The 24514-nt window shown below is 68.9% G+C and carries 19 protein-coding genes, 1 tRNA gene and 1 pseudogene; 8 read left to right on the top strand and 13 right to left on the bottom strand.

Going from position 1 to position 24514, the window contains the following annotated elements; all coding sequences use genetic code 11:
• Window positions 1-1755, bottom strand: a complete 1755-nt coding sequence (hutU, locus tag P1K31_RS09975; protein WP_276303178.1) for a urocanate hydratase — start codon at window positions 1753-1755, stop codon at window positions 1-3.
• Window positions 1756-1840: 85 nt separating this feature from the next.
• On the opposite strand from hutU, the gene P1K31_RS09970 reads away from it, so the two are divergent.
• On the top strand, window positions 1841-2488 hold the full coding sequence (locus P1K31_RS09970) for a helix-turn-helix domain-containing protein (RefSeq protein ID WP_276303176.1): 648 nt from the start codon (window positions 1841-1843) through the stop codon (window positions 2486-2488).
• A 44-nt stretch (window positions 2489-2532) separates the two neighbouring features.
• Here P1K31_RS09970 and P1K31_RS09965 read toward each other — a convergent pair whose 3' ends face one another.
• The 3 genes from P1K31_RS09965 to P1K31_RS09955 form a co-directional block, all read right to left on the bottom strand.
• Window positions 2533-3021: a PIN domain-containing protein gene (locus tag P1K31_RS09965; RefSeq protein WP_276303175.1), complete on the bottom strand. Its 489-nt coding sequence runs from the start codon at window positions 3019-3021 to the stop codon at window positions 2533-2535.
• Window positions 3021-3314: a UPF0175 family protein gene (locus P1K31_RS09960; RefSeq protein WP_276303174.1), complete on the bottom strand. Its 294-nt coding sequence runs from the start codon at window positions 3312-3314 to the stop codon at window positions 3021-3023. Before P1K31_RS09960 ends, P1K31_RS09965 begins: the two co-directional genes overlap by 1 nt.
• Window positions 3315-3401: 87 nt before the next feature.
• Entirely contained in the window at window positions 3402-4850 is a 1449-nt protein-coding gene (locus P1K31_RS09955; RefSeq protein WP_276303173.1) for a YjiH family protein, read from the bottom strand.
• Window positions 4851-5074: 224 nt separating this feature from the next.
• On the opposite strand from P1K31_RS09955, the gene P1K31_RS09950 reads away from it, so the two are divergent.
• Together P1K31_RS09950 and P1K31_RS09945 are read left to right on the top strand one after the other, a co-directional pair.
• The gene (locus P1K31_RS09950; RefSeq protein ID WP_276303172.1) at window positions 5075-5227 is read left to right on the top strand and encodes a hypothetical protein; all 153 of its coding nucleotides are present in this window, start codon (window positions 5075-5077) and stop codon (window positions 5225-5227) included.
• A 547-nt stretch (window positions 5228-5774) separates the two neighbouring features.
• Window positions 5775-6185 carry a DUF8146 domain-containing protein gene (locus tag P1K31_RS09945; RefSeq protein ID WP_276303171.1) on the top strand — a complete coding sequence of 137 codons (411 nt, stop codon included), beginning with the start codon at window positions 5775-5777 and terminating at the stop codon, window positions 6183-6185.
• Here the strand turns inward: P1K31_RS09945 and P1K31_RS09940 are convergent, their stop codons facing one another.
• The 5 genes from P1K31_RS09940 to P1K31_RS09920 all read right to left on the bottom strand — a co-directional run bounded on the left by P1K31_RS09940 (window position 6186) and on the right by P1K31_RS09920 (window position 10263).
• Window positions 6186-6638: a DUF5814 domain-containing protein gene (locus P1K31_RS09940; RefSeq protein WP_276303170.1), complete on the bottom strand. Its 453-nt coding sequence runs from the start codon at window positions 6636-6638 to the stop codon at window positions 6186-6188.
• A gap of 70 nt (window positions 6639-6708) precedes the next feature.
• Entirely contained in the window at window positions 6709-7206 is a 498-nt protein-coding gene (locus P1K31_RS09935) for a type II toxin-antitoxin system VapC family toxin (protein WP_276303169.1), read from the bottom strand.
• Entirely contained in the window at window positions 7203-7475 is a 273-nt protein-coding gene (locus tag P1K31_RS09930) for a hypothetical protein (RefSeq protein ID WP_276303168.1), read from the bottom strand. Before P1K31_RS09930 ends, P1K31_RS09935 begins: the two co-directional genes overlap by 4 nt.
• Window positions 7476-7565: 90 nt before the next feature.
• Entirely contained in the window at window positions 7566-9764 is a 2199-nt protein-coding gene (locus P1K31_RS09925; RefSeq protein WP_276303167.1) for an LUD domain-containing protein, read from the bottom strand.
• Complete coding sequence (locus P1K31_RS09920; RefSeq protein ID WP_276303166.1) at window positions 9757-10263, bottom strand: LutC/YkgG family protein; 507 nt, start codon at window positions 10261-10263, stop codon at window positions 9757-9759. Before P1K31_RS09920 ends, P1K31_RS09925 begins: the two co-directional genes overlap by 8 nt.
• Before the next feature lie 128 nt (window positions 10264-10391).
• Between P1K31_RS09920 and P1K31_RS09915 the strand changes: the two genes are divergently transcribed.
• The 3 genes from P1K31_RS09915 to P1K31_RS09905 all read left to right on the top strand — a co-directional run bounded on the left by P1K31_RS09915 (window position 10392) and on the right by P1K31_RS09905 (window position 14452).
• Window positions 10392-13487, top strand: coding sequence for an FAD-binding and (Fe-S)-binding domain-containing protein (locus tag P1K31_RS09915; protein WP_276303165.1), 3096 nt, complete (start codon window positions 10392-10394; stop codon window positions 13485-13487).
• A gap of 53 nt (window positions 13488-13540) precedes the next feature.
• Window positions 13541-13613, top strand: a tRNA-His gene (locus tag P1K31_RS09910).
• Window positions 13614-13729: 116 nt separating this feature from the next.
• Complete coding sequence (locus P1K31_RS09905; RefSeq protein WP_276303164.1) at window positions 13730-14452, top strand: competence/damage-inducible protein A; 723 nt, start codon at window positions 13730-13732, stop codon at window positions 14450-14452.
• Between the two features lie 9 nt (window positions 14453-14461).
• Here P1K31_RS09905 and P1K31_RS09900 read toward each other — a convergent pair whose 3' ends face one another.
• The 3 genes and pseudogenes from P1K31_RS09900 to P1K31_RS09890 form a co-directional block, all read right to left on the bottom strand.
• Window positions 14462-15688: a site-2 protease family protein gene (locus P1K31_RS09900; protein WP_276303163.1), complete on the bottom strand. Its 1227-nt coding sequence runs from the start codon at window positions 15686-15688 to the stop codon at window positions 14462-14464.
• A gap of 302 nt (window positions 15689-15990) precedes the next feature.
• Window positions 15991-16896 (bottom strand): annotated as a pseudogene (gene gnd / locus P1K31_RS09895) (phosphogluconate dehydrogenase (NAD(+)-dependent, decarboxylating)); the annotation flags it as partial.
• A gap of 60 nt (window positions 16897-16956) precedes the next feature.
• The gene (locus P1K31_RS09890) at window positions 16957-17862 is read right to left on the bottom strand and encodes a sulfatase-like hydrolase/transferase (protein ID WP_276303161.1); all 906 of its coding nucleotides are present in this window, start codon (window positions 17860-17862) and stop codon (window positions 16957-16959) included.
• A gap of 200 nt (window positions 17863-18062) precedes the next feature.
• On the opposite strand from P1K31_RS09890, the gene P1K31_RS09885 reads away from it, so the two are divergent.
• Both P1K31_RS09885 and P1K31_RS09880 read left to right on the top strand, forming a co-directional pair.
• Entirely contained in the window at window positions 18063-20687 is a 2625-nt protein-coding gene (locus P1K31_RS09885) for a valine--tRNA ligase (protein ID WP_276303160.1), read from the top strand.
• Between the two features lie 59 nt (window positions 20688-20746).
• Entirely contained in the window at window positions 20747-21841 is a 1095-nt protein-coding gene (locus tag P1K31_RS09880; RefSeq protein WP_276303159.1) for an aminopeptidase, read from the top strand.
• A 345-nt stretch (window positions 21842-22186) separates the two neighbouring features.
• Here P1K31_RS09880 and P1K31_RS09875 read toward each other — a convergent pair whose 3' ends face one another.
• The gene (locus P1K31_RS09875) at window positions 22187-24373 is read right to left on the bottom strand and encodes an elongation factor EF-2 (RefSeq protein WP_276303158.1); all 2187 of its coding nucleotides are present in this window, start codon (window positions 24371-24373) and stop codon (window positions 22187-22189) included.
• Between the last annotated feature and the right edge of the window lie 141 nt (window positions 24374-24514).

Below are 24514 nucleotides of genomic sequence, written 5' to 3'. Positions count from 1 at the left end.
TCACCGCTCCTCCCGCATCGGGACGCGGACGCCCGAGCGCTCGGCCTCCTCCAGCGCCTCCTCGTAGCCGGCGTCGGCGTGACGGATCACGCCCGTGCCGGGGTCGGTCGTGAAGACCGCCCGGGCCTTCTCGGCGGCGAGGTCGGAGCCGTCGAGGACGACGTGGTTGTTCGCGTGCAGCGCGTTGCCGATGCCGACGCCCCCGCCGTCGTGGACGCTCACGATGTCCGCGCCCGCCGCGCAGTTGAGCAGCGCGTTGAGGATCGGCCAGTCGGCGACCGCGTCCGATCCGTCGCGCATCGCCTCCGTCTCGCGGTGCGGGCTGGCGACGCTCCCCGCGTCGAGGTGGTCGCGCGTGACGACGATCGGCGCGCGGATCTCGCCCTCGCGCACGAGGTCGTTGATCCGCAGCGCGAACTGCGCGCGCTCGGTGAGCCCCCGTTCGTCGGTCCGGTAGCCCAGCCAGCACACCCGCGAGGGGAGCCCCTGGAAGTGCACCTCCTCCGACGCGAGGTCGATCCAGCGGCCGAGCGCCTCGTCCTCGGGGAAGAGTTCGAGGACCGCCTCGTCGGTGCGGCGGATGTCCGCCGGGTCGCCCGAGAGCGCCACCCAGCGGAACGGTCCCCTCCCGCGACAGAACAGCGGGCGGACGTAGGCGGGCACGAAGCCCGGGAAGTCGAACGCAGTGGTCATATCTCGGTGCTCTGCGACCTGCCCGCGGATGTTGTTGCCGTACTCGAAGGCGACCGCGCCCCGCTCCTGCAGGTCGAGGATGGCGCGGACGTGGCGGGCCATCGTGTCGAGGCTCTCCTCGACGTACCGCTCCGGGTCCTGCTCGCGCAGCGCGTCGGCCTCGGCGACGGCGTAGCCCGACGGGACGTACCCCTCCAGTTCGTCGTGGGCGCTCGTCTGGTCGGTCACCACGTCGGGGACGAAGCCGCGCTCCAGCATCCCCTCCAGCATATCGGCGGCGTTCGCCACGACCCCGACGGAGTACGGCTCGCCCGCCTCGGCGGCCTCGCGGGCCGCCTCGATCGCCTCGTCTACGTCGTCGGCCTTCGCCTCGCAGTAGCCCGTCTCGATCCGGCGGTCGATCCGCGCCTCGTCCACCTCGGCCGCGATGCAGACCCCGCCGTTCATCGTCACGGCGAGCGGCTGCGCGCCGCCCATCCCGCCGAGGCCGCCGGTGGCGACGATCCGCCCCCGGAGGCCGTCGCTCTCGGGCCAGTGCTGGCGGGCGCACTCCGCGAGCGTCTCGTAGGTGCCCTGAACAATGCCCTGCGTGCCGATGTAGGCCCACGAGCCGGCGGTCATCTGTCCGTACATGATCAGGCCCCTCGCCTCCAGTTCGTGGAAGTGCTCCCAGTCGTCCCACTTGCCGACGAGGTTGGAGTTGGCGATGAGCACCCGCGGGGCGCGCTCGTGGGTGCGGAACCGCCCGACGGGCTTTCCGGACTGGACGAGGAGCGTCTCCTCGTCCCCGAGCGTCCGGAGTTCGTCGACGATCGCGTCGTAGGCGTCCCAGGACCGCGCGGCCCGTCCCGTCCCGCCGTAGACGACCAGCCGCTCCGCGTCCTCGGCCACCTCGGGGTCGAGGTTGTTGTTCAGCATGCGGAGGGCGGCCTCCTGTCGCCACCCTTCACACTCGATCTCCGCGCCGGTCCGGGCTCCCCGGTACTCGCGCCACGTCTCGCTCGGTTCGCCGACGTCGAAGTCGGGATCGGTGTCGCTCTCGCGCCGCGCTCGCTCGTCCATACTGTAGAATCGTTACGGTTACGGGAATACCTTCGACCCCGCGTGCGGAGGGGGATTTATATTTGCTCCCCGTCGACCCCCGACGATGTACGAAGCGATCTTCCGCATCCGGGGGGCGGAGGGGTACGCCGCGGCGACGGCGGGCACCGACGCGCGCATCGAACTGTGGTGCAACGACCACTGCGACCTGCTGCACGTCACCGACGGGGCGGCCGAGGAGACGCTCGCCCGCGTCGAGGCGTCACTCGGCGTCCGGGAGTCCCTCCGCCGGGAGGGCGAACTCGTCGTGGTGACCGAGCGCTGTCTCAAGGAGCGCGATCCGACGCACGTCGAGCGGTACCTGCGGGCGCACGACTGCCTGCTGGTGCCGCCGCTGCGCTACGCCGAGGGAGCGAAGTTCTGCCGCCTGCTCGCGCTCGACCCGGCGGCGCTCACCGCCTGCTACCGCGACCTGATCGCCGACGGGTTCGACATCTCGGTGGAGGCGAAGCGCGAAATCGAGTCCGTCCGCCCCGACGCCCCGCTGCTGACGATCGAGGAGGTGCTCCCGACGCTCACCGCCCGCCAGCGCGAGGCGTTCACGACGGCCTACGAGCGGGGGTACTACGCCATTCCGCGGGAGACCTCGACCGCGGCCATCGCGGCGGCGGTGGGCGTCGAGCGGCGCACCGCCGAGGAGCACCTGCGCCGGGCGGAGAACAAGCTAGTGGCGGCTCTCGTGCCGTACCTCTAGCGGCGCTCGCTCCCTTCCTCCGGGTCCAGTTCGAACGCTGACCGTCAGTCACCGAATTCCTGGAGCCTCCTCTGGACGCGGACGTACACTCTGGGGTGGAGGTTCATTCCCTCGTCGACGAGATCGTACAGGACGTCGGTCGCCTCGTCGGACGTCACGTCTCCGTCCTTCGCGCACTTCAGTAACAGCGTCGTCACCCACCAGCACTCCACGCCGTGAATTCGAGCGACTTCGATCAGTCCCTTGTCGTTAGCGAGAAGGACTTCATTCGGGGTGTCCGCCAGCAGGATAACCGATGCATCCGCCGCTGCGATCCCCTCTACCTCGGCCACTCGTTCGGCGTCGGGCGGTGTTTCCTCCACGCTCACGTCTTCGAGAAACGATTCGAGGGCGATCGTTCCCGGTTTTCCCGTGACGAGCACCTCTTCCCGTACCATCTCGGTCGTTCGGAGGTCGTCGAACGCGTCGGTGACGAGGTCGAGTCGTCCGACCCACGCTAGCGGAATCAGCGCGGACGAATCGACGACGACCATCAGATCCGCTCGAGATCGCGCTCGAGATCGTCGGTCGTGTACCCGATGGTGATACCCTCCTCCGCGGCGAGTGAGAGCATCTCGACGTAACTCGTCCCCGCGAGTTCCGCGGCTCGACGCAGCGTTATCTCGTGCTCTCCGAGTCGCTCGAGCGCTCGCTCGGTTCGCCACTCCTTCAACCCCTGCCGGATGAGGCGACGAAGCACCTCCGACCGATCCGCGCTCATCTCCCGCTCCAGTTCTCCGAGCGCCTCCTCGTCGTCTTCCGGGATGCGCGTCGTGACCGTTTTCATCGTTACGATAGGGTACGTTACGATACGATATGATTGTAACGGACGCGCGTCACTTCCGGACGACCGAAAACGTCGACACAGCTCGCCTCACAGCAACCCCAGCGCGGCGACGAGGTGGGTCATCGCCGCGACGAGCGGGACGAGGATGATCGTCCGCATGACGAACAGCGCCACGAGGTCGCGGAGGCGGATCGGCACGTCGGAGAACATGTCCATGGTCATCGGGCCGACGCTGGAGAAGAAGATGAGCTGCGAGACGGCGAGGACGGCGACGAAGAAGCGGGCCATCGGCGCGGCCTCCGCGACGAGCAGGACGGGCACGTACATCTCCGTGATGCCGACGATGGTGGCGGGCGCGACGACCTCGGGGTCCGGGATGCCGAGCAGGTCGATCACCGGAACGAGCGGCGCGCCCAGGATCTCGAACGTGGGGGTGTACGCGGAGAGCGCGACGGCGGCGAGCCCCACGAGGAGGATGGTGCCGAGGATGAGGCTCGTCAGGCGCAGACCGTCGACGAAGCCGCGGCGGGCGGCCTCGAGGAACGTCTCGCCCCGCTCGGCCTTGCCGACGGCCTCGCTGAGCGCGAACCGGACGTAGTCGCCCCCGGACCCGTGAAACGGCACCTCGGGGTCGGGTTCGGCGACGTACACTTCAGGAACGGTGCTGATCGGCGGGACGCGGACGAGGATCGCCGCGCAGACGGCCACGCAGACGAAGTACGCGAGGAAGATAACCGGGAAGAGGTCGAGCATCTCCACCGTCGCGGCGACCACGCCGACGAAGCCGATGCTCACCGTCGAGAAGCACGTGGCGATGGTGAACACGTCGCGCTTGTCGTAGCCCCCGCGATCGAAGACGTTGCGGGTGACGTACAGCCCCACCGAGTAGGAGCCGACCCACGAGGCGAGGCTGTCGAGGGCGGCCCGTCCGGGCAGGCGAAACAGCGGCTTCATCACCGGGCGCGAGAGCGTCCCGACGAACTCCAGCCCCCCGAGTTCGACGAAGATCGTGATGAAGATCGCCCCGAGCGGGATGATGACGCCGACGCTGTAGATCAGCGTCCCCCACATGAACTCGCCGACGCCCGGGGCCCACAGCCAGCCGAGGTCGTAGCCGGCGAGCGATTCGAGGTGCAGAAACAGGACGGGGGCGACGAGCGCGCCCCCGACGCGCAGTGCCCAGAAGGCGGTCGAGGTCTCGAAGTACGAGAGGTCATAGCCGAGCGAGATCACGTCCCGGGCGTCGAGTTCCGCCAGGGTGGTCAGCGCGCCCCCGGCGAGAACGATCGCGAGGCAGTACGCCCCCACCGCGTCCGGGAACGCCGTCGTGATCCCGTCCACGGCGACGTCGAACGGAACCGTCAACTCGCCGTTCCGGGGGACCGGCACGAGGAAGAAGACCGCGCCGATGGCGAACGCCGCGACGAACTTCGCGACCGCCCGGGGGTTCGACTCGTTCAGGTCCACGTCGTCGATGCTCCGCGCGGCGGGTTCGGTCTCGACCGTCCGAACCGGATCTTGCGCTTCGGTAGCCATGTCCGTATTGTGAGGAACCGTGATAGTGGGTCCGACACCGCCGTGCGCTGGTGGGTTTAAGTGAGAGCGGGGGCTACGCTATCCCACGGGAAACTCCGGCCGAGGCCGTCGCGGAAGCGGTGGGCGTCGAGCGGCACACCGCCGGGGGTCCTTCGGGCGCGTCGAATGGGCCTCTATATTGCCCGATTCCGGGGTTTGAAATTCGGCGAGAGTATCCCGTGAACATGCGCGTATGGGAGTCGGCCGATGGGGAGAGAACGACGGGGCAGGGCGTCCCCTACGGTTTCATGAAGGGTGAGCTGTCCTCCGAGGACACCCACCTCACTGAGGACGGTGACCTCGTGCTGAAGGGCGAACTCTACCGGAGGATAGAGTGATCCCTTCCGTCTCTCTCTCTATCACGGTTCTCACGCTCGATCTGAGGGCATCCGAGAGTCTTTGCGAGGAGGGGTGCTAAGCCAGAGGAGTCGTTAGAGTCCCTGACGCCAGACGACGAGGATCCCTTCGTCATCGACCTCCGAAGCGCGTCCGACCGAAGAACGTGCGACGACTGTGACCGGCCCTACCATCCCTCCGACTGGATGCGATGGCGTGAGGAGGACGGAAAGGACTACTGTGGAAAGTGCTCGATCGACCGTGGCCTCCGGGGGTAGATCAGGAACCGCCACAGGCGTTTTCAGGGATTCGATGGCTCTCCAGGTAAGAAGGGACACGTCGGGCGGAGAAGGTATCCCGGCTAGACCGAGGCCTCAGAGGCGGGGAGTACTGTGACGGGGGTAACTGTGATCGAGCCTCCTCCACAGGACGGGATTAGTCCTCGTCTCCTGTCGGTCGCGGTCGGTTCTCTATCACTACGTAGGACGGCAGTCTACCGCCACGTCTGACGAACCGTTAAGTAGACGGACCCGTTAGTGTCGCCATCGCATGGGCAACAAGAACAAGACGATCTCGTTTCGCGTCAACGAGGACGCGTTCGAGAGCCTGCGGGACATCGCGGAGGAGCGCGACATCTCGCTGTCGGCGGTGTTCCGCGACTACGTGGACCAGCTCGTTGCCCACGACGGCCAGGTACGCGTCGTCCCGGAGCACGAGATCAGCGACGACACGTCCAGTTCCACCGAGTTCCCGCCGAAGGTCGAGGTACCGAAGAGCTTCATCCGCGAGCACGAGCGCCTCGAACTCGAAACCGACCACCTCCGCGAGCAACTCGACGAGTACAAGCGCTACGTCACACAGCTCACCCAGGAGCTAGAGCAGTACGACGAGGAGGAGGTCATCCTCCTCGAAGATCTCGACGACGAGACCGGGGCGGACGAGCCGTTCCGACTCGGGTAGTCAGGACAGCCGTCGCCTCCGCTCGCGCGCTTCGGTCGCCACCGACTCGTGTCCCTCGACGTCCGCCAGTTCCTCGACCGCCTCCAGCGTCCGCACCGCGTCGTCGAGGAAGGAGAGCACGTCGCCGGGGTAGGCGTAGAGGACGTAGTCGTCGCCCATCACGTCCACGATGGCGTCCGGCCCGAGCCCCTGCTCGCGCAACTCCAGCAGGTACCGGACGAACTTCTCCTCGGGGTGGCCGCAGTGGGGGTTCGACTCGCAGTCGCAGTCGAGGAAGTCCTCCGCGAAGTCGAGCACGCGCTCCCGCGTCGCGTCGTCGAGCTTCGCGAGCCCCTCGCCCTGAAAGAGGATGTCGAGGGTCGCCCCGGAGAACGCGCTCTTGGGGATGTTCGTCTCCAGCTGCGAGCTGATCTGCCGGTGATTCTTCAGGTAGATCTTGTCCGTGATGGCCACGCTTGACGGAGGAAGGCGTTCGGGGCGTAAAACTCCCGCGCCTGAGAGAGCGACCGACGGTGCGAGCAGATCACGCTTCGAGTCGGTAGTGCGGGAGTCGCGTCAGATCGAACACGTCGAAGTCGTTGTCGTAGGTGAGGACGTGCGACGCTCCGCTCCCTTCCGCGTGGGCGGCGATGACGAAGTCGGTGAACGACCCGACCCCCGAGTCGGTGTACCGCCCGAACCAGTCGCACGCCAGTTCGAACGTCCCCGTCTCGATGTGCTCGACTGTGAGCAGCGTGCTCTCGAACACTGTTTCGAGCGCGGCCGCGGCGATCTCGGCGGAGACGCGCTTCGACAGTCGCGTGAGCGTCTCGTCGAGGGCGTAGTCGGTGACGTAGAGCGGGCGAAACGGCGTCTGCCGGTGGCGGATCGCCTCGAAGAACTCTATCACGTCCGCGTGACACTGGTCGTTGCGGTTGAAGTACGCGTAGAGCGCGCTCGAATCGATCTCGACGGGCTGGGTCCCGACTTCGGAGGGCTGGAAACGCCCTCCGTCACTGATCGCGCTCGCCGGATCGTTCATCGCGGATCGTCGCCGTAGAGATCGTCGTCCATCTCCGCCGCGTCCGTCGCCTCGGCGTCGTCGGGGAACGTCTCCTTCGTCCGTTCGTGGAACGTGAACATCGGATCGTCGGGATCGACGCGCGTGCGCCCCTCGATGAAGTCCTCGGCCGCCTCGCGGAGCGCGTCCTTGATCGATAGACCCTCGCGCTCGGCGAGACGTTTGAACGTCTCGTACTCGCCCTTCGTGAGTCGCGTCTGGACGGTCTTCGTCCCCTTCGTCTTGGACATGGATTCGGACGTTACATGACTATACGAGATCCATGCGATATGAATCTTGGTGACGCTTGGTGACGCCGCCGATCGACGGGTACACGTGATTCAGACCAGCAACTCGACGGGGTGGCGCGTCGGGCGCGCGAGCAGCGCGTCGAGCTGTTCGAGGCAGGACGTGCCGCTCGCGACGACGGCGCGGTCGCGCGTCTCGTCGGTCGTGAACTGCTCGCGGAGCGTCCCGCCCACGTCCATACTCAGCTCGTAGTACTCGGACTTGTAGCCGAAGCTCCCGGCCATGCCGCAGCACTCGACGTTCGAGGTGGCCACGTCGTAGCCGAGTTCCGAGAGGACGGCCTCGGTGTAGGCCTCCAGCCCGAGCGTGCGCTGCTGGCAGTGGCTGTGGTAGGCGACGCGCTCGCCGTCGCCCGCCCGCAGGGCCTCCGGGTCCGCGCCGTCGTGGAGCAGCCCGTAGACGTACTCGAGCACCTCGTAGCTGTTGTCCGCGAGGCGCTCGAAGGCGGCCGGGTCGAGGAACCTCTCGTACTCCCGCTCGAACATCGCGAGGTCGCTCGGCTCGATCACGACCACGTCGCGTCCCGCGTCGAGGTGGTCGGCGAGTCCGGCGTACGCGTCGCGGGCGTGCTCCTCGGCGGTGGCGACCATCCCCTGGGAGAGCGGCGCGCGCCCGCTCGACCGGAGGGGCGGCACGCGCACCCGGACGCCCAGCCGCTCCAGCGCGCGGACGGCCGCCTTGCCGCGCTCGACCTGCACGTGGTTCGTGTAGACGTCGGGGTAGAGCACCGCCTCGCGGACGGGGTCCTCCACGCGCACCTCGCGCGCCTCGAACCAGTCGACGAGCGTCTCGCGGCGGAACGACGGTAGCTCGCGGCGGGCGTCGATCCCCAGGAACCGCTCCATGAGCGCGCGGGCGGTCCGCGTCCCCGCCACCCGGTTCGAGACGGGCGCGGTGGCGCTTCCAACCCTCGCGAGCGTCTCGAAGTTGCCGAAGAAGCGCTTCTGGAGGTCCATCCCGCCGGGCTCCTCGTCCGGGGTCAGCCCCTCCACGAGGAAGTCGAACCGCCCCTCCTCGCCCCGGTTGATCCGGTCGCGGACGACGGTGTTGATCCACGGAATGTCGATCTTCACGGGGCAGGCGGGTGCGCAGCGCGAGCAGCCCGTGCAGAGGTCGTTGAACTCCGCGGCGACGTCCAGTCCCTCGATGCCCGCCTCCCAGCCGGTGGCGATGCCGCCGGAGTAGGTCTCGCCGCCGAAGGCGTGGCCGCCGACGTGCTGGAAGTTCGCGCAGACGTTCGAGCACGCCGAGCACCGGATGCAGTAGAGCGTCTCGCGCAGTTGGGCGTCCTCGCGCATCGCGAGGCGGCCGTTGTCGATCAGCACGAGGTGGAACTCGCGGTCCGAATCGCGTTCGGAGAGGGCCGTCCGGTCGTCGTCGAAGTCGAGGGTGGGCGACTTCACGGGCGGCGTGAACAGCGAGACGTAGGAGGTGATGTCCTGTCCGGTCCCCGAGCGGCCGATCAGCTCGACGAACGGCGCGAGGTCCTCGACGCGCGGGAGCACCTTCTCGACGCCCGTGACGGCCACGTGCACGTCGGTCGCCGCGACGCACTTGCGGGCATTGCCCTCGCTCGTCACGAGCGCGACGGTGCCCGTGTCGGCGGTGACGAAGTTCGCGCCGGTCATCCCCACGTCGGCGTCGCGGAGCAGTTCGCCCAGCCGCTCGCGCGCGAACGCGGTGAGCTCCTCGGCGGTCTCGAGCGGCTCGTCCGGCTCGAAGCGGGCGTTGAACAGCTCCGCGATGGCCTCGCGGGACTTGTGGATCGCGGGCGCGATGATGTGCGATGGCGACTCGTCTGCGACCTGGAGCACCCACTCGCCGAGGTCCGTCTCGACCACCTCGACGCCGTCGGCCGCGAGCGCGTCGTTGACCTCGATCTCCTCGGTCGTCATCGACTTGGACTTCACGACGCGGCGGGCGTCGCGCTCCGCGCACACCCGTCGGACGTAGTCGTTGGCGTCCTCCGCGTCCTCTGCGACGTAGAGCGTCCCGCCGTTGCCCTCGACGGTTCCGCGCAACTCGTCGATCAGGTCGGGCAGGCGCTCGATGGCGTCCTCCTTGATCGCGCGGGCCTCCTCCTTCAGCGCCTCGTAGTCCTCCAGGTCCGCCACGGCGGCGTACCGCCCCTCGTTGAAGCCGACGGTGCCGCGCTCCACGCTCTCCCCCTCGGTCGCCATCAGCTCGCGGATCCGGGCGGCCTTCGCCTCCCGGGAACGGCCCTCACTCATCGAGGATCACCACGTGGACCTCCTTGGGGCCGTGCGCGCCCTTCACGAGCCCGCCCATGTCGGCGGTGGCGCTCGGGCCGGTGGCGATCACGGCGCTGTCGCGCCCCTCGCGGAGCCAGGGGCCGAAGCGGGCGAACGCCTCGCGCATCCCGGGCACCACGTCCTCCCGCCGCAGGACGGCGACGTGTCGCTCCGCGTAGAGGCCCACCGGTTCGCCCCCCTCGGGCGTCGACTCGAGGACGACGCTCCCGTAGTCGGCGATGCCCATCCGCGCGGCGGTCACGCCGGTCCTCGCGCCCTCCAGTCGCGCGGGCGTCGGATCCACGTCTACCGGCGTCTCGGCGAGCGAGACGCCCTCGAAGGGGAGTTCGACGCCCACCGCCGGCGACTCGACGACCGCGGCGATCGTCGACGCGAAGTCGGATCGGGTCGCGTGCGTCCAGTCGACGTCGAGGCGATCGAGCGCCGCCTCGAACGCGCCCACTGTCTTCGTGCTCATAGCAGAACCGTACGCGGGTGGGGGCATCAATTGTGGGCCTCGTTCCCGTCCGGGGGTGACGCCGCACCTCGTCGGACCGCTCGACGCAGACGACCGCCGTTTATACCTGTGGAACCGCAAGTCCGGGCATGGCGACCGATCCGGGTGCGCGACCCGACCCCGCGAGCGACGCGCGAAGCGACTACGACTACGTCACCGACGAGGTCGACCGGCCGGGGCTGGTCGCCGACCTCGAACGCTACGTGGCGGACGTGCGCTTCGACGACTACTCCCGACAGCTCTACGCGACCGACGCGAGCGCATACGAGCGACTCCCCGTCGGCGTCGTCTTTCCGGAGTCGACCGAGGAGGTGGTTGCAGTAGTTGAATACTGCGCGTTGCGGGGGATTCCCGTCCTCCCGCGCGGGGGCGGGACGAGCCTCGCCGGCCAGGCGGTCAACGAGGCGGTCGTCCTCGACTTCTCGCGGCACATGGACGGGGTGCTCGACGTGGACCCCGAGGGCCGGACGGCGACCGCGCAGGCCGGCGTCTACCTGGGCGACCTCAACGAACGCCTCGCCCCGCACGGGCTGAAGTTCGCGCCCGATCCGGCGTGGGGCGACAAGAGCGCCCTCGGCGGCGCGATCGGCAACAACTCGACCGGCGCGCACTCGCTCAAGTACGGCAAGACCGACTACTACGTCGAGGAGGTCGAGGCGGTCCTCGCCGACGGCACCGTGACGCGGTTCGGCGAGATCGCGGTCGAGGAACTGCGCGAGCGGGCCGACCCCGCTGCCGACGCGTGGGGGCCGGACGGACCGGAGAGCGATCTCCTGCCGCGGATCTACGCCGAGATCGTCCGGATCCTGGACGAGGAGCGCGAGGAGATCAGCGCGCGCTACCCCGACCTCAAGCGCAACGTCTCCGGGTACGACCTCGACATGCTCGTCGCCGAGGCGGAGGGCGAGCGCCGCCTCCCCGACGACTCGGGCGTCGATCCCGAGTGCGAACCGGGGACGGTGAACCTCGCGCGCCTGCTCGCGGGCAGCGAGGGGACGCTCGCGGTCGTCACCGAGGCGACCGTCTCGCTCGAACCCGTCCCGGAGACGAAGTCCGTCGCCCTCCTGACCTACGACGCCGTCGTCGACGCGATGGAGGACGTGGCACCCATCCTCGAACACGACCCCGCCGCGGTCGAGGTGATGGACGACGTGCTGCTCGACCTCGCGCGGGACACCACCGAGTTCCGCGACGTGGTGAACCTCCTGCCCGAGGGGACCGACTCCGTCCTCCTCGTGGAGTTCTACGCCGAGGGCGAGGAGGACGGGCGGCGGCGGGTGGCCGACCTCATCGCGGACCGCGTCCCCGACGGGACGAGCCTGACCGAACCGACCGAGGACCGGGTCCGAACCGAGAAGGAACGCTACGCGCGGCAGGCGCTCGAAGCCCACGACGCCGAGACGCGCGCGAAGTTCTGGAAGATGCGCAAGTCCGGCCTCCCGATCCTGCTGTCGCGCACCTCCGACGCGAAGCACATCGCCTACATCGAGGACACCGCCGTCCCCGCCGAGAACCTCCCGGCGTACGTCGCGGACTTCCAGGCGGTCCTCGAGGAGCACGACACGTTCGCCTCCTACTACGCCCACGCCGGGCCGGGCGTGCTCCACATCCGCCCGCTGGTGAACACGAAGACCGTCGAGGGGGTCGCCACGTTCGAGGCCATCGCCGACGAGGCGACCGACCTCGTCGTGAAGTACGGCGGATCGGTCTCCGGCGAGCACGGCGACGGCCGCGCGCGCACCCAGTGGAACCGCAAGCTGTACGGCGACCGCCTCTGGAACGCCTTCCGCGACCTGAAGACCGCCTACGACCCCGACTGGCTGCTCAACCCCGGATCGGTCTGCGGCGACTACGACATGACCGAGCACCTCCGGTTCTCGCCCGACTACGAGTTCGACGCCGGCTTCGAGCCGACGCTCAACTGGGAGAACGAGAACGGCTTCCAGGGGATGGTCGAACTCTGCCACGGCTGTGCGGGCTGTCGCGGCCCGCAGTCGACCACCGGCGGGGTGATGTGCCCGACGTTCCGCGCCGCGGAGGAGGAGATCCAGGCCACGCGCGGCCGGGCGAACATGCTCCGGGCCGCGATGAGCGGCGCGTTCGACGGGGACGAGGCGTTCACCGACGAGTTCGTCGAGGAGGTGCTCGACGTCTGCATCGGCTGCAAGGGCTGTGCGAGGGACTGTCCGAGCGAGGTGGACATGGCGAAGCTCAAGGCCGAGGTCACCCACGAGTACAAGCAGCGAAACGGCGCGAGCCTCCGCGACCGCGCGTTCGCCAACATCGATCGACTCTCCGCGCTCGGTAGCGCGTTCGCGCCCCTCTCGAACTGGGCGGCGACGCTCCCCTACGCCCGCGCCGCGATGGAGCGCACCCTCGGCATCGCCCGCGAGCGCGAACTCCCCGAGTTCAGCCGCGAGACGTTCGAGGACTGGTTCGAGGCCCGCGGCGGCGCGGCGGTCGCCGAGGCCGACGCCGACCGGCGGGCGCTGCTCTTTCCCGACACCTACACCAACTTCAACCACCCCGAGGCGGGGAAGGCGGCCGTCCGCGTGCTGGAAGCCGCCAACGTCCACGTGCGCCTGCCGGAGGGCACGACGGGGAGCGGGCGGCCGCCCCACTCGAAGGGGCTGGTCGGGAAGGCCCGCGAGCAGGCTCGCCGGAACGTCGACGCCCTCGCGCCGATGGTCCGCGACGGCTGGGAGGTCGTGGTCGTCGAACCCTCCGACGCCGTCATGTTCCAGTCTGACTACCTCGACCTCCTCTCGGGGCCGGACGTCGAGGCCGTCGCCGAGCGCACCTACGGCGCGATGGAGTACGTCGACGCCCACCGCCTGGACGAGGCGATGGCCTTCGACGCGCCCGCCGAGCACCTGACCTACCACGGCCACTGCCACCAGAAGGCCACCCTGAAGGACCACCACGCGGTGGGCGTGCTCCGCCGGGCGGGCTACGAGGTCGACCCCCTCGATTCCACCTGCTGTGGCATGGCCGGGAGCTTCGGCTACGAGGCCGAACACTACTCGATGAGCAAGGCCATCGCGCGCATCCTCTACGACCAGGTGGACGCGAGTCCGGGCGACGTCGTCGTCGCGCCGGGTGCCTCCTGCCGGTCGCAACTGGGCGACCACGAGGGTGAGGAGCCGCCGCATCCGGTCGAGAAGCTGGCCGCGGCGCTCGCCTGAGGCGGACGGAGTCGTAACCTATATCAGATCCCGGGCGGGTAGTTTCCCATGTGTCCGGGTTGGGGTAGTGGACTATCCTTCAGCCTTGTGGAGGCTGAGACGCGGGTTCGATTCTCGCACCTGGACTGTAAAATTATATTTTTGCGGCGACTGGGCAACAGCGCCGGCGATCGAGCGCTCCCCTACCCTGCGTAGCGAACGTGCGGGGAAACGGCTAACCCTCGGTCACCCCACCTGCGGGTATGGAGGTGGCCCTGCTCACAATCGGCGACGAGTTGCTCGCGGGCGACGTGGAGAACACCAACGCGACGTGGCTCGCGCGCCAGCTCTCGGCGCGAGGCGTCGCGGTCCGGCGCATCGCGGTCGTTCCCGACGTCGTGGCGGTGATCGCCGACCACGTCCGCGCGTACGGCGACGCCTTCGACGCCGTCGTCTGCACGGGCGGGCTGGGGGGGACGCCCGACGACCTGACGATGGAGTCGGTCGCGGCGGCGTTCGACCGCCCGCTCGTCGTGAACGAGGCCGCCCGCGAGGACGTAGAGCGCACGCTCGCGGCCATCGCGGCGGAGTACCCCGACCTGGACGTGAACGTAGAGCGCCACGCCTCGCTGCCGGAGGGCGCGCGCCCGCTGCTCAACCCGGACGGCCTCTCGCCGGGGTGCGTCCTGGAGAACGTCTACGTCTTCCCGGGGATCCCCCGGGAGATGAGGGCGATGTTCGGGCTCGTCGCGGAGGAGTTCGCGGGCGACCTGCGCTCGCGGCTGCTCCGGACGCCGCTGCCCGAGTCGGAGGTGACGCCGACGCTCGAGGCCGCCCGGGAGGAACTCCCCGAGGTCATCCTCGGATCGTATCCGAGTCGGGGCGACGACCCGAACCGGGTCAAGATCACCGGCGAGACGGAGGCGGCGCTCGACCGCGCGGAGGCGTGGCTGCGCGAGCGGATCGAGGTCGAAGACGGACGGTGACGCCGGCGGTCAGCGCAGTTCGTTGGGTCGCGGGTCCCGACCGTTCCCGCCGCGACCGCCGTCGGCCGCCGCGCCGGTCGCCTCCGGCCGGTTGTCAAGCGACCCGCTGGAGCGGATGATGGTGAGCGCGGTCATGAGGTCGGTCCGCGAGACCAGCCCGACCAGTTCGTCGCCGTCCATGACCAGCAGGCGACCGACGCCCGACTCCTGCATCCGGGTGAGGGCGGTCATCGCGTCGTCGTCCGGGCCGATGGTGATGAGGTCGGTCGACATCACCTCCTCGACGCGGTAGGCGTCGCGCTCGACCTCGTTCACGGTCTTCGCGTCCTCGAGCGTGACGAGACCGTCGACGCGGCCGTCGCGCATCACCGGATAGCCGGTGTGGCGCTCCCGGAACATCCGGTTGATGAGGGTCGCGACGCTGTCCTCCGCGTCGATGGTGTGCAGGCGCTCGCGCGGCGTCATGATGTCGCGCACCCTGACGCCCTCGAAGGCGGCCTTCATCAGGGTCTGCTGGGCCTCCGAGGACGCGCCGATGTAGATGAAGAAGGCGACGCCCACGAGGAAGATGTTGAACCCGGCGAACAGGCCGAACAGGCCGAGCAGGATGGCGAAGGTCTTGCCCACCTCCGCCGCGATCTGCGTCGCGCGCGCGTAGGAGCGCGTCCGGGCCAGCAGCGCGCGCAGGACGCGCCCGCCGTCCATCGGGAACCCCGGTAGGAGGTTGAACGCGGCGAGCGCGAGGTTCGTGATCGCGAGGTAGCCGACGACGAACAGCAGTGCGTTCGCCGCCGCGCCGCCGCCGGGGATCACGTAGAACAGCGCGTAGAGGCCGACGCCGAGGGCGATGCTCACGATGGGGCCCGCGACGGCGATGTAGAGCTCCTGCTTCCAGTCCTCGGGCATCTCGCTCAACTGCGCGATGCCGCCGAACAGCCACAGCGTGATCGAGGCGATGGGGAAGCCGAAGCGCCGGGCGACGAGCGAGTGGCCCAGTTCGTGCAGGAGGACGCTGGCGAACAGGCCGATCGCGGCCACGGTGCCGAGGACGTACGGCATCAGCCCCGCGCTCATCCCGTCGAGCGCGAGCCCCGCGTCGAACAGGTCGTTGAGGGTCCCGACCCAGATACCGACCTGACTGCCGATGATGTAGGCGAACAGCGGCAATACGAGCAGGAACGTCAGATCGAGCTTGATCGGAATGCCGAACGCGCTCCCGATACGGAAGCTTCGCATACTTCTACTCCGCGCCCCACGCTATTAAGTCACAACGCCACCTCTCGCTGCGCTCGCCCGTCAGCGACACGCTCCGCGGTCGCCGGTGGCTCGCTGGCAACTGCTGCATTGTGAGACGCTCGCGCTCCCGCCGCCTCCCTGACCGAACGTTTACGTATCGAAACGGGTCCAGAACCCCCGTGCGTTGACCGTCACCCGCGGGCGGCCCGCGGTCGTGCGACACGACCGCCCGCGGTACCGTCGCCGTGTCGCCCGTTCGCCCACCGTCTGCCGCATCGGTCGCCGCACACCGCTTCACGGGGCTACTCCTCACGGACGACTTCGTGCCGGCCGAAGCCGTAGCGCAGGCGGTTCGCCAGCCGCCGCGAGAACCGCCCCTCGTCGGCCCGCGAGCCGAAGCGCTCGGCGAGCGCCGCGTAGATGAGCGGGACCGGCACCTCCCGCTCGAGGGCCTCCTGTACCGTCCAGGTGCCCGTCGAACCGCCCTCGACCCGGTCGGCCACGTCGCCGAGGTCGACGCCCTCCTCGCGGAACGCCTCCTCGCAGAGCTCCAGCAGCCAGGAGCGGATCACCGCGCCGTTGTTCCACGTGCGCGCGACGGCCTCCAGGTCGAGGTCGTAGCGCCCGTTCGCGAGCAGGTCGAACCCCTCGCCGTAGGTCTGCATCAGCGCGTACTCGACGCCGTTGTGGACCATCTTCACGTAGTGGCCCGACCCCGACGGCCCCATGCGCTCGTGGCCGTCGGGGCCGGTAGCGACCGCGTCGAACGCCGGGGTCATCGCCTCGTAGGCCCACTCGGGACCGCCGACCATCAGCGAGAAGCCGAGTTCCGCTCCGGCGGGGCCGCCGCTGGTGCCGCAGTCGAGGTAGGCGGCGGTCGTCCGCTCGGCCCGCGCGACGGAGTCCTCGAAGTGGGAGTTGCCGCCGTCGACGACGACGTCGCCCTCCTCGAGGCGCGGTTCGAGTTCCGAGAGCGTGGCGTCCACGATCTCGCCCGCCGGCACCATCAGCCAGAGCCGCCTGTCCTCGCCCAGCGCCTCGGCGAGGTCCGCGAGCGAACCGACGGGCGTCGCCCCCGCGTCGGCGGCGGCCGCGACGGCCGTCTCGTCCACGTCGAACGCCACCACGTCGTGACCGGCGTCCATCACCCGTTCGGCGACGATGCGCCCCATGCGACCGAGACCGACGACTCCGAGTTGCATGTTCCGGACTCCGCGGGCGGGCGCTAAGGGGTTGTGGTTCCGGGTTCAGCGTGCGCGGTTCCGCGTTCAGTGGTAGCCCAGCTGGCGCAGTTGCTCCGCGGGGTCGTAGCCCTGATCCGCCGTCGAGCGGCGGGTGGGTTCGTACTCGCCGGTGTCCTCGGCGCTCGTGACGCACCACGGGACCCGCCGGATCGGGTCGATCCCCGCGAACGCGGGGTGACCGTAGACGCCCCACTCGCCGAGGGCGTTGCCGTGATCGGAGGTGACCACGACCCGCTCGGCGTCGATGCTCGACAGCAGGAGCGACACGTCGTCGAGCGCGTACCGGAGGTTCCGTCGATAGGCGGCGCGCACTTCGTCGAGGTCGCGCTGTCCCCAGCGCACCTGATCCCACGGGTCGGCGGTTCGGGGGTCGGGATACGCGCCGGGGGAGAACCCACTCGTGTCGTCGTCGAGAAACGGGTGGTGGGGCTGCATGTAGTGGACGACCATCCGCTCGGGGTCGTGCCTCCGGTGGTGTTCGATGGCGCGGTCGGTGACCGGTCGGGGGAGGATCGTCCCCTCCCGCTCGTCCCACGCGTAGCGCCACACCTCGTCGAGCAGCGCGAACGAGGAGGGTTCGAGCACCTCGTCCGAAAAGGGGTTCCCGGTGACGTAGACGGTCCGCCGCGTCTCGTCCTCGTACTTCGACGCGAAGTTGCGGCGCATCCACGACCTCGAGTAGCTGGCGAGGGAGTAGGTCTCGTCGAGCGCGCTCAGAAACGAGTACTCTTCCACGAACGCCGCGAGCAGGTCGAACCGACAGGCGTCGAGGACGACCAGCACGTCCCAGTCCTCCTCGTAGATGGGGGTTCCCCGTCGCGGTCCGGCCCTGAACAACCCGATGAGCCCGATCTTTCCGTAGTACAGCCCCTCTCGTCCGACGTGGCGAAGAACCCGTGCCCCTCGCGCCGTGATACTCCGTCTCGCCATCCGTAACCTTGTTCACCACAGAGGGTTCTTATTCTTTTGACCTACGTCGGACACTTTTCGCCCTCATCGGGCGGCGCGAGGGCCGGACGCGAAGATTTATCCCATCGACCCCGCTAGGTGCGTCCATGCATCGGTCGTCAGTAGTACGTGCGTAGGCTCCTTCTCCTCCAGCACCGCCCGGCGACCGTTCCACAGCGACCATGACGGAGTTACCAGACGAGTACGACCCGGACCGAATCGAGCAGAAGTGGCGCGAGGCGTGGCGCGAGAGCGACGTCTACGCCTACGAGGGCGACGGCGAGCGACCGGAGTACGTCATCGACACGCCGCCGCCGTACCCGACGGGGAACCTCCACATCGGCCACGGTCTCGGGTGGACGTACATCGACTTCGCCGCCCGGTACCACCGGCTCAAGGGCGAGGACGTGCTCTTCCCGCAGGGGTGGGACTGCCACGGCCTCCCCACCGAGGTCAAGGTCGAGGAGATCCACGACATCCACCGTACGGACGTCCCCCGCGAGGAGTTCCGGGAACGCTGCATCGAGTACACCGAGGAGCAGATCGACGCGATGCACGAGACGATGGACCTGCTCGGCTTCTCCATCGACTGGGATCACGAGTTCCGGACGATGGACCCCGAGTACTGGGGCGAGACCCAGCGCTCGTTCGTCCGCATGGCGGCCGACGACTACCTCTACCGCGACGAGCATCCGGTCAACTGGTGTCCGCGGTGCGAGACCGCCATCGCCGACGCGGAGGTCGAGAAGGAGGACCGAACGGGGACGCTCTACTACGTCGCCTTCGAGGGGATCGGCAACGACGATATCGAGATCGCAACCACCCGGCCCGAACTGCTCGCGGCGTGCGTCGGGATAGCCGTCGATCCCGACGATGAGCGCTACACCGACCGCGTCGGCGACACCTTCGAGATCCCGCTGTTCGGCCAGGAGGTCGAACTCATCGCCGACGAGGACGTCGACGGCGACTTCGGGACCGGCGCGGTCATGATCTGTACCTTCGGGGACAAGCAGGACGTGACCTGGTGGGCCGAGCACGACCTCGACCTCCGCCCCGTCGTCACCGAGGACGGCCACCTGAACGAGCTGGCGGGCGCGTTCGAGGGCCTCGCGATCGTCGAGGCGAAGGAGGAGATCGCCGCGGCGCTCGACGAGCGCGGTCACCTCGTCGACAGCGAGCCGACCGAGCAGTCCGTCGGCGTCTGCTGGCGCTGCGATACGCCCATCGAGATCCTCTCGAAGGAGCAGTGGTTCGTCCGCGTCGACCGGGAGACGATCCTCGAGAAGGCTCGCGAGGTCGAGTGGATCCCCGAGCACATGTACGCCCGGCTCGAGGAGTGGACCGAGGGGATGGACTGGGACTGGGTCATCTCCCGCCAGCGCGTCTTCGCGACTCCCATCCCCGCCTGGTTCTGCGAGGACTGCGGACACGTCCGCGTCGCGGGAGAGGACGAACTCCCGCTCGATCCCACCGAGACGGAGCCAGAGATCGACGCCTGCCCCGAGTGCGGGGGCGCGTCGTGGCGGGGCGACCCCGACGTGATGGACACCTGGATGGACTCCTCGATCTCGCCGCTCTACATCAGTGGCTGGCCCGAGGAGGAGTTCTCGCCCGTCGCCCTGCGCCCGCAGGGCCACGACATCATCCGCACGTGGGCGTTCTACACCATCCTCCGGACCGCGGCACTGGAGGGCGTCCGCCCGTGGGACGAGATCCTGATCAACGGGATGGTCTTCGGCGAGGACGGCCGCAAGATGTCGAAGTCCCGCGGCAACGTCGTCTCGCCGGACGAGGCCGTCTCCGAGCACTCCGCCGACGCCTTCCGGCAGGCGCTCGCGCTCGGCGGTCAACCCGGCACGGACGTCCAGTTCCAGTGGAAGGAGGTGAAGTCCTCCTCGCGGTTCCTCACGAAGGTCTGGAACATCACGAAGTTCGCGGCGGGCCACCTCGACGAGCGCACGCCGACGATCGAGGACCCCGCCTATCGGGACGCGGACGAGTGGATCCTCTCTCGCGCCTCGCGGGTCGCCGACAGCGTCGGCGCGCACATGGACGCCTACCGCTACGACGCGGCGCTGCGCGAACTCCGCGAGTTCGTCTGGCACGACCTGGCCGACGACTACCTCGAACTCATCAAGGGACGGCTCTACGAGGGACGTCCGGGCGAGCGCAACGCCGCCCGCCACGCGCTATACGCGGTGCTCTCGGCCTCCCTGCGGATGCTCTCGCCGTTCGCACCCTTCCTCACGGAGGAGGCCTATCGCGCGCTCCCGGGCACCGAGGGGAGCGTCCACAACGCGCGCTGGCCCGATCTCGACCGCGCCGACGGGGACGCCGAGGCGCGCGGCCGGCTCGTCGCCGATATCGCCGGCGCGGTTCGCGGCTGGAAGTCGGATTGTGGGATGGCCCTCAACGCCGACCTCGACCGAGTCGAGCTCTACCTCGACGCCGACCGCGCGCTCGACACCTACGACCTGAGCAGCGCGGTCAACGGTCCCGTCTACATCGAGTCCGGCCGCCCCAACGTCGAGATGGTGCCGGTCGGGATCGACCCCGATCACGCCACCATCGGGCCGGAGTTCCGCGACCGGGCCGGCGCGGTCATCGGCGCGCTCGAATCCGCCGACCCCGCGGAGATCAAGGCACAACTGGACACGGACGGCGAGATCGAACTCGACGCCGGCGGCGAGGTGGTCGTCCTCACGCCCGACGCCGTCGACGTCGTCGAGGAGCAGCGCGCCGCCAGCGGCGAGGAGGTCCAGGTGCTCGAACTGGACGACGCGACCGTCCTCATCTACGAGAGCTGAGCGACTCACGTCGGTTCGACATCGGTTCGGCTTTTATCCACGCCCGGCCAGTCGTGGGCATGGACGAACGAATCCGCGAGCACGCCCGCGTGCTCGTCGAGTGGAGCGCCCGCGTCGAGCGCGGCGACGACGTCGTCGTGAGCGTCGGGGCCGACGCTCACGACCTCGCGGTGGCGGTCTGCGAACGGCTCGGCGAGCGGGGTGCGAACGTCGCGACGACCTACGCCTCGGGCGAACTCACGCGCGCGTACCTCCGCGCGCACGACGGCGAGTTCGAGGCGTCGGACCACCAGCTCGCGCTGTACGAGAGCGCCGACGTCGTGCTCTCGCTCGGCGGGGGACGCAACACCAGCGCGACCGCCGACGTTCCCGGCGCGACGCGACAGGCGTACGCGAGGGCCCAGACGCCCGTCCGCGAGGCGCGCATGGACACCCGGTGGGTCTCGACGGTCCACCCGACGCGGTCGCTCGCCCAGCAGGCCGGGATGGCCCTGGAGGAGTACCAGGAGTTCGCCTACGGCGCGATCCTCCGGGACTGGGCGTCGCTCGCCGACGAGATGGGGCGGATGAAGGACCTCCTCGACGGCGGCAGTGAGGTCCGACTCGTCAAGGAGGCCACCGACCTCACGATGTCGATCGAGGGGCGGACCGCCGTCAACAGCGCCGCGAGCGTCGCCTACGACAGCCACAACCTCCCCTCCGGCGAGGTGTTCACCGCGCCGTACGCGACCGAGGGCGAGGTGTTCTTCGACGTGCCGATGACGCTGCACGGGAAGCGCGTCCGGGACGTCCGCCTGACGTTCGAGGGCGGCGAGGTCGTCGACTACTCGGCGGAGACGAACCAGGAGGTCCTCGAGGAGATCCTCACGACCGACGAGGGGGCGCGGCGGCTCGGCGAGCTCGGGATCGGCATGAACCGCGCGATCGACCGCTTCACGGACAACATCCTCTTCGACGAGAAGATGGGCGACACGGTCCACCTGGCGCTCGGGCGGGCCTACGACTCGAACGTCCCCGGGGGCGAGGAGGGGAATCAGAGTGCCGTCCACGTGGACATGATCACCGACGTGAGCGAGGGCTCGCGCCTGGAGATCGACGGCGAGGTGGTCCAGCGCGACGGTCGCTTCCGGTGGGAGGAGGGGTTCGAGAGGTAGCTTCCCGTATCGCCAGTAGCCGATACCCGGCAATGGCAAGCAGGCGACGCCGCGGCGGGGGCTGTTCGCGGGGCGTGGCGTCGCGCACCCGCGAGCGCCCCGCGACGATTTTCACGTCACACGGACGCTGGTCCCGCTCTCCGATATAAAGCTACGGACGGGGCGACTGTTGAGCGCCCCGCCTCGAATTGCACCAGCGCGGCAGCCGCGAGTGAGCGCCCCAGGCGCGAACGAGCGGGCCGACGACCGAGCGCTCGGAGAGCGCGAAGCGAGGGAGGAGTGCTTTTGATCGAGCTTTTACAGAGGGGCCACCGGAGGCGGCCCCTCGTAGTAAAAGGTCGTTGTCTAGAAGTAATCGACGCTCGGGGGCAGTTCCGTCTTCATGCCCTTGCGCTCGCGGATCTCCGTGATGGTCTCGCCCTGGAGGTTGTCGGCCATGACCTGGAAGCCGGCGTTCTCGGTGTTCCAGGAGGCGCGACCCTCGGTGGCGCTCCGGATGTCGCTGGAGAAGCCGAGCATCTCGGAGACGGGCGCGACGCCCTCGACGACCATGAGGTCGCCCTCCTGGTACATGTCGTCGACGCGGCCGCGGCGGCCCTGGATCTCGCCGCTCGCGGGTCCCATGTGCTCGTTGGGGACGTCGATGCGGACGTTCTGGATGGGTTCGAGCAGGCGCACCTCCGCGTCGATGAGCGCGCCGTGGACGGCCTGGCGGGTCGCCGGGATGACCTGCGCCGGGCCGCGGTGGATGGCGTCCTCGTGGAGCTTCGCGTCGTGGAGGCGGATGAGCGCGCCCTGCACCGGCTCGGCGGCGAGCGGCCCGTCGTCGAGCGCCTCCTCCAGGCCCTCGATGACGAGTTCCATCGTCTCGTTCAGGTGCTGGATACCCTTCGTGTCGTCGATGAGGATGTTCGTCCCGTAGATGTGCTCGACGTTCTGGGAGGTGTCCTTGTCCATGCCCGCCTCCTGGAGGGCCTCGCGGCGCTCCAGTTCGGGCATGTCCATGGACGCCTCGCCGAGCTTCAGGATGTCGACGATGTCCTGGCTGAGGGGTTCGACGCTGATGTAGAACCGGTTGTGGCGGTTCGGCGAGATGCCCTCGACGACGTCGCCGGCGCGGGTGGGCTGTTCGCGGAAGACGACGATCGGTTCGCCGGTGATGACCGGGATGCCCTGGTTGCGCTCGATGCGCTGGGTGATGACCTCGAGGTGGAGTTCGCCCTGCCCCGAGATGAGGTGCTCGCCGGTGTCCTCGTTGATCTCGATGCGGATCGTCGGGTCCTCCTTCGACACCTGGCGGAGCGTCTCGATGAGCTTCGGCAGGTCGTCCATGCTCTTGGCCTCGACGGACTTCGTGATGACGGGCTCGGAGATGTGTTCGATGGACTCGAAGGGCGTCATCTCGACGGAGGAGACGGTGGAGCCGGCGATGGCGTCGCGCAGGCCGGTCACGGCGGCGATGTTACCCGCGGGGACGTGCTCGACCTCCTCGCGCTCGCCGCCCATGAAGATCCCGACCGACTGGACGCGGTTCTTCCCGGCCGTCCCGGAGACGTAGAGCTCCTGGCCCTTCTCGATGGTGCCGGAGAAGACGCGGCCGGTGGCGATCTCGCCCGCGTGCGGGTCCATGGAGATGTCGGTGACCATGAGGACGACCTCGCCCTCGTCGTCGACGAGGCGCATCTGTTCCGCGAGTTCCGACTCCGCGTCGCCGCGCCAGATCCGCGGGATGCGGCGGGGCTGGGCGTCGATGGGGTTGGGGAAGTGCTCGCAGACCATGTCGAGCACGACGTCGGAGAGCGGCGTCCGCTCGTGGAGCTCCTCGCGCTCGTCGGCGCGCTCGAGCTCGATGATGTCGCCGAAGTCCATGCCCGTCTCCTGCATCGAGGGCATCGAGACGCCCCACTTGTACAGGGCCGACCCGAACGCGACGGTCCCCTCCTCGACGGAGACGCGCCAGTCGCCGACGTCGTCCATCTCCTCGGTCATGCCGCGGATGAGTTCGTTCACGTCGCGGATGACCGCCATGAGACGCTGCTGCATCTCCTGGGGGCCCTCCTGGAGCTCGGAGATGAGGCGGTCGACCTTGTTGATGAACAGCGCGGGCTTCACGCCCTCGCGGAGCGCCTGCCGCAGGACGGTCTCCGTCTGGGGCATCGCGCCCTCGACGGCGTCGACGACCACGAGCGCCCCGTCGACGGCGCGCATCGCGCGCGTCACGTCGCCGCCGAAGTCGACGTGGCCGGGCGTGTCGATGAGGTTGATGAGGTGGTTCTTCTCGTCGTACTCGTGGGTCATCGAGACGTTCGCGGCGTCGATCGTGATGCCGCGCTCCTGCTCGTCCTCCTCCGTGTCCATCGCGAGCTGGTGGCCCGCCGTGTCCTCCGAGATCATGCCCGCGCCCGCGAGGAGGTTGTCCGAGAGCGTCGTCTTCCCGTGGTCGACGTGAGCGGCGATCGCGATGTTCCGGATGTTCTCCGGCTTGTCCATCAGCCGCTCGCATTCCTGTACGATTTTCTTACGTCGGCCCATTACCGGGTCATACCGACAGCGTAGTGAAAAGGGTAGTGTTTCGACGGCAGGATTTCCCCCGTATACCGTGAGAATGCGCCTCATACTGCGCGAACTCGCTCGTTCGGAGGAGACGGTCTCCGCGCCGTTACTTCGCGAACC

Origin of the sequence: Halomarina halobia, from assembly GCF_029338575.1 — an archaeon.
Classification (GTDB): domain Archaea; phylum Halobacteriota; class Halobacteria; order Halobacteriales; family Haloarculaceae; genus Halomarina; species Halomarina halobia.
This window is presented reverse-complemented; position numbering and strand designations above follow the sequence as displayed.

Excerpts from the sequence above, each read along its gene's own strand:
- P1K31_RS09890 (WP_276303161.1), bottom strand. The coding sequence starts at position 17,862 with ATGGCGAGACGGAGTATCACGGCGCGAGGGGCACGGGTTCTTCGCCAC.
- hutU (WP_276303178.1), bottom strand. The coding sequence starts at position 1,755 with ATGGACGAGCGAGCGCGGCGCGAGAGCGACACCGATCCCGACTTCGAC.
- P1K31_RS09900 (WP_276303163.1), bottom strand. The coding sequence starts at position 15,688 with ATGCGAAGCTTCCGTATCGGGAGCGCGTTCGGCATTCCGATCAAGCTC.
- P1K31_RS09915 (WP_276303165.1), top strand. The coding sequence starts at position 10,392 with ATGGCGACCGATCCGGGTGCGCGACCCGACCCCGCGAGCGACGCGCGA.
- P1K31_RS09950 (WP_276303172.1), top strand. The coding sequence starts at position 5,075 with ATGCGCGTATGGGAGTCGGCCGATGGGGAGAGAACGACGGGGCAGGGC.
- P1K31_RS09925 (WP_276303167.1), bottom strand. The coding sequence starts at position 9,764 with ATGAGTGAGGGCCGTTCCCGGGAGGCGAAGGCCGCCCGGATCCGCGAG.
- P1K31_RS09935 (WP_276303169.1), bottom strand. The coding sequence starts at position 7,206 with ATGAACGATCCGGCGAGCGCGATCAGTGACGGAGGGCGTTTCCAGCCC.
- P1K31_RS09880 (WP_276303159.1), top strand. The coding sequence starts at position 20,747 with ATGGACGAACGAATCCGCGAGCACGCCCGCGTGCTCGTCGAGTGGAGC.
- P1K31_RS09965 (WP_276303175.1), bottom strand. The coding sequence starts at position 3,021 with ATGGTCGTCGTCGATTCGTCCGCGCTGATTCCGCTAGCGTGGGTCGGA.
- P1K31_RS09945 (WP_276303171.1), top strand. The coding sequence starts at position 5,775 with ATGGGCAACAAGAACAAGACGATCTCGTTTCGCGTCAACGAGGACGCG.
- P1K31_RS09930 (WP_276303168.1), bottom strand. The coding sequence starts at position 7,475 with ATGTCCAAGACGAAGGGGACGAAGACCGTCCAGACGCGACTCACGAAG.
- P1K31_RS09875 (WP_276303158.1), bottom strand. The coding sequence starts at position 24,373 with ATGGGCCGACGTAAGAAAATCGTACAGGAATGCGAGCGGCTGATGGAC.
- P1K31_RS09955 (WP_276303173.1), bottom strand. The coding sequence starts at position 4,850 with ATGGCTACCGAAGCGCAAGATCCGGTTCGGACGGTCGAGACCGAACCC.
- P1K31_RS09920 (WP_276303166.1), bottom strand. The coding sequence starts at position 10,263 with ATGAGCACGAAGACAGTGGGCGCGTTCGAGGCGGCGCTCGATCGCCTC.
- P1K31_RS09885 (WP_276303160.1), top strand. The coding sequence starts at position 18,063 with ATGACGGAGTTACCAGACGAGTACGACCCGGACCGAATCGAGCAGAAG.
- P1K31_RS09970 (WP_276303176.1), top strand. The coding sequence starts at position 1,841 with ATGTACGAAGCGATCTTCCGCATCCGGGGGGCGGAGGGGTACGCCGCG.
- P1K31_RS09960 (WP_276303174.1), bottom strand. The coding sequence starts at position 3,314 with ATGAAAACGGTCACGACGCGCATCCCGGAAGACGACGAGGAGGCGCTC.
- P1K31_RS09905 (WP_276303164.1), top strand. The coding sequence starts at position 13,730 with ATGGAGGTGGCCCTGCTCACAATCGGCGACGAGTTGCTCGCGGGCGAC.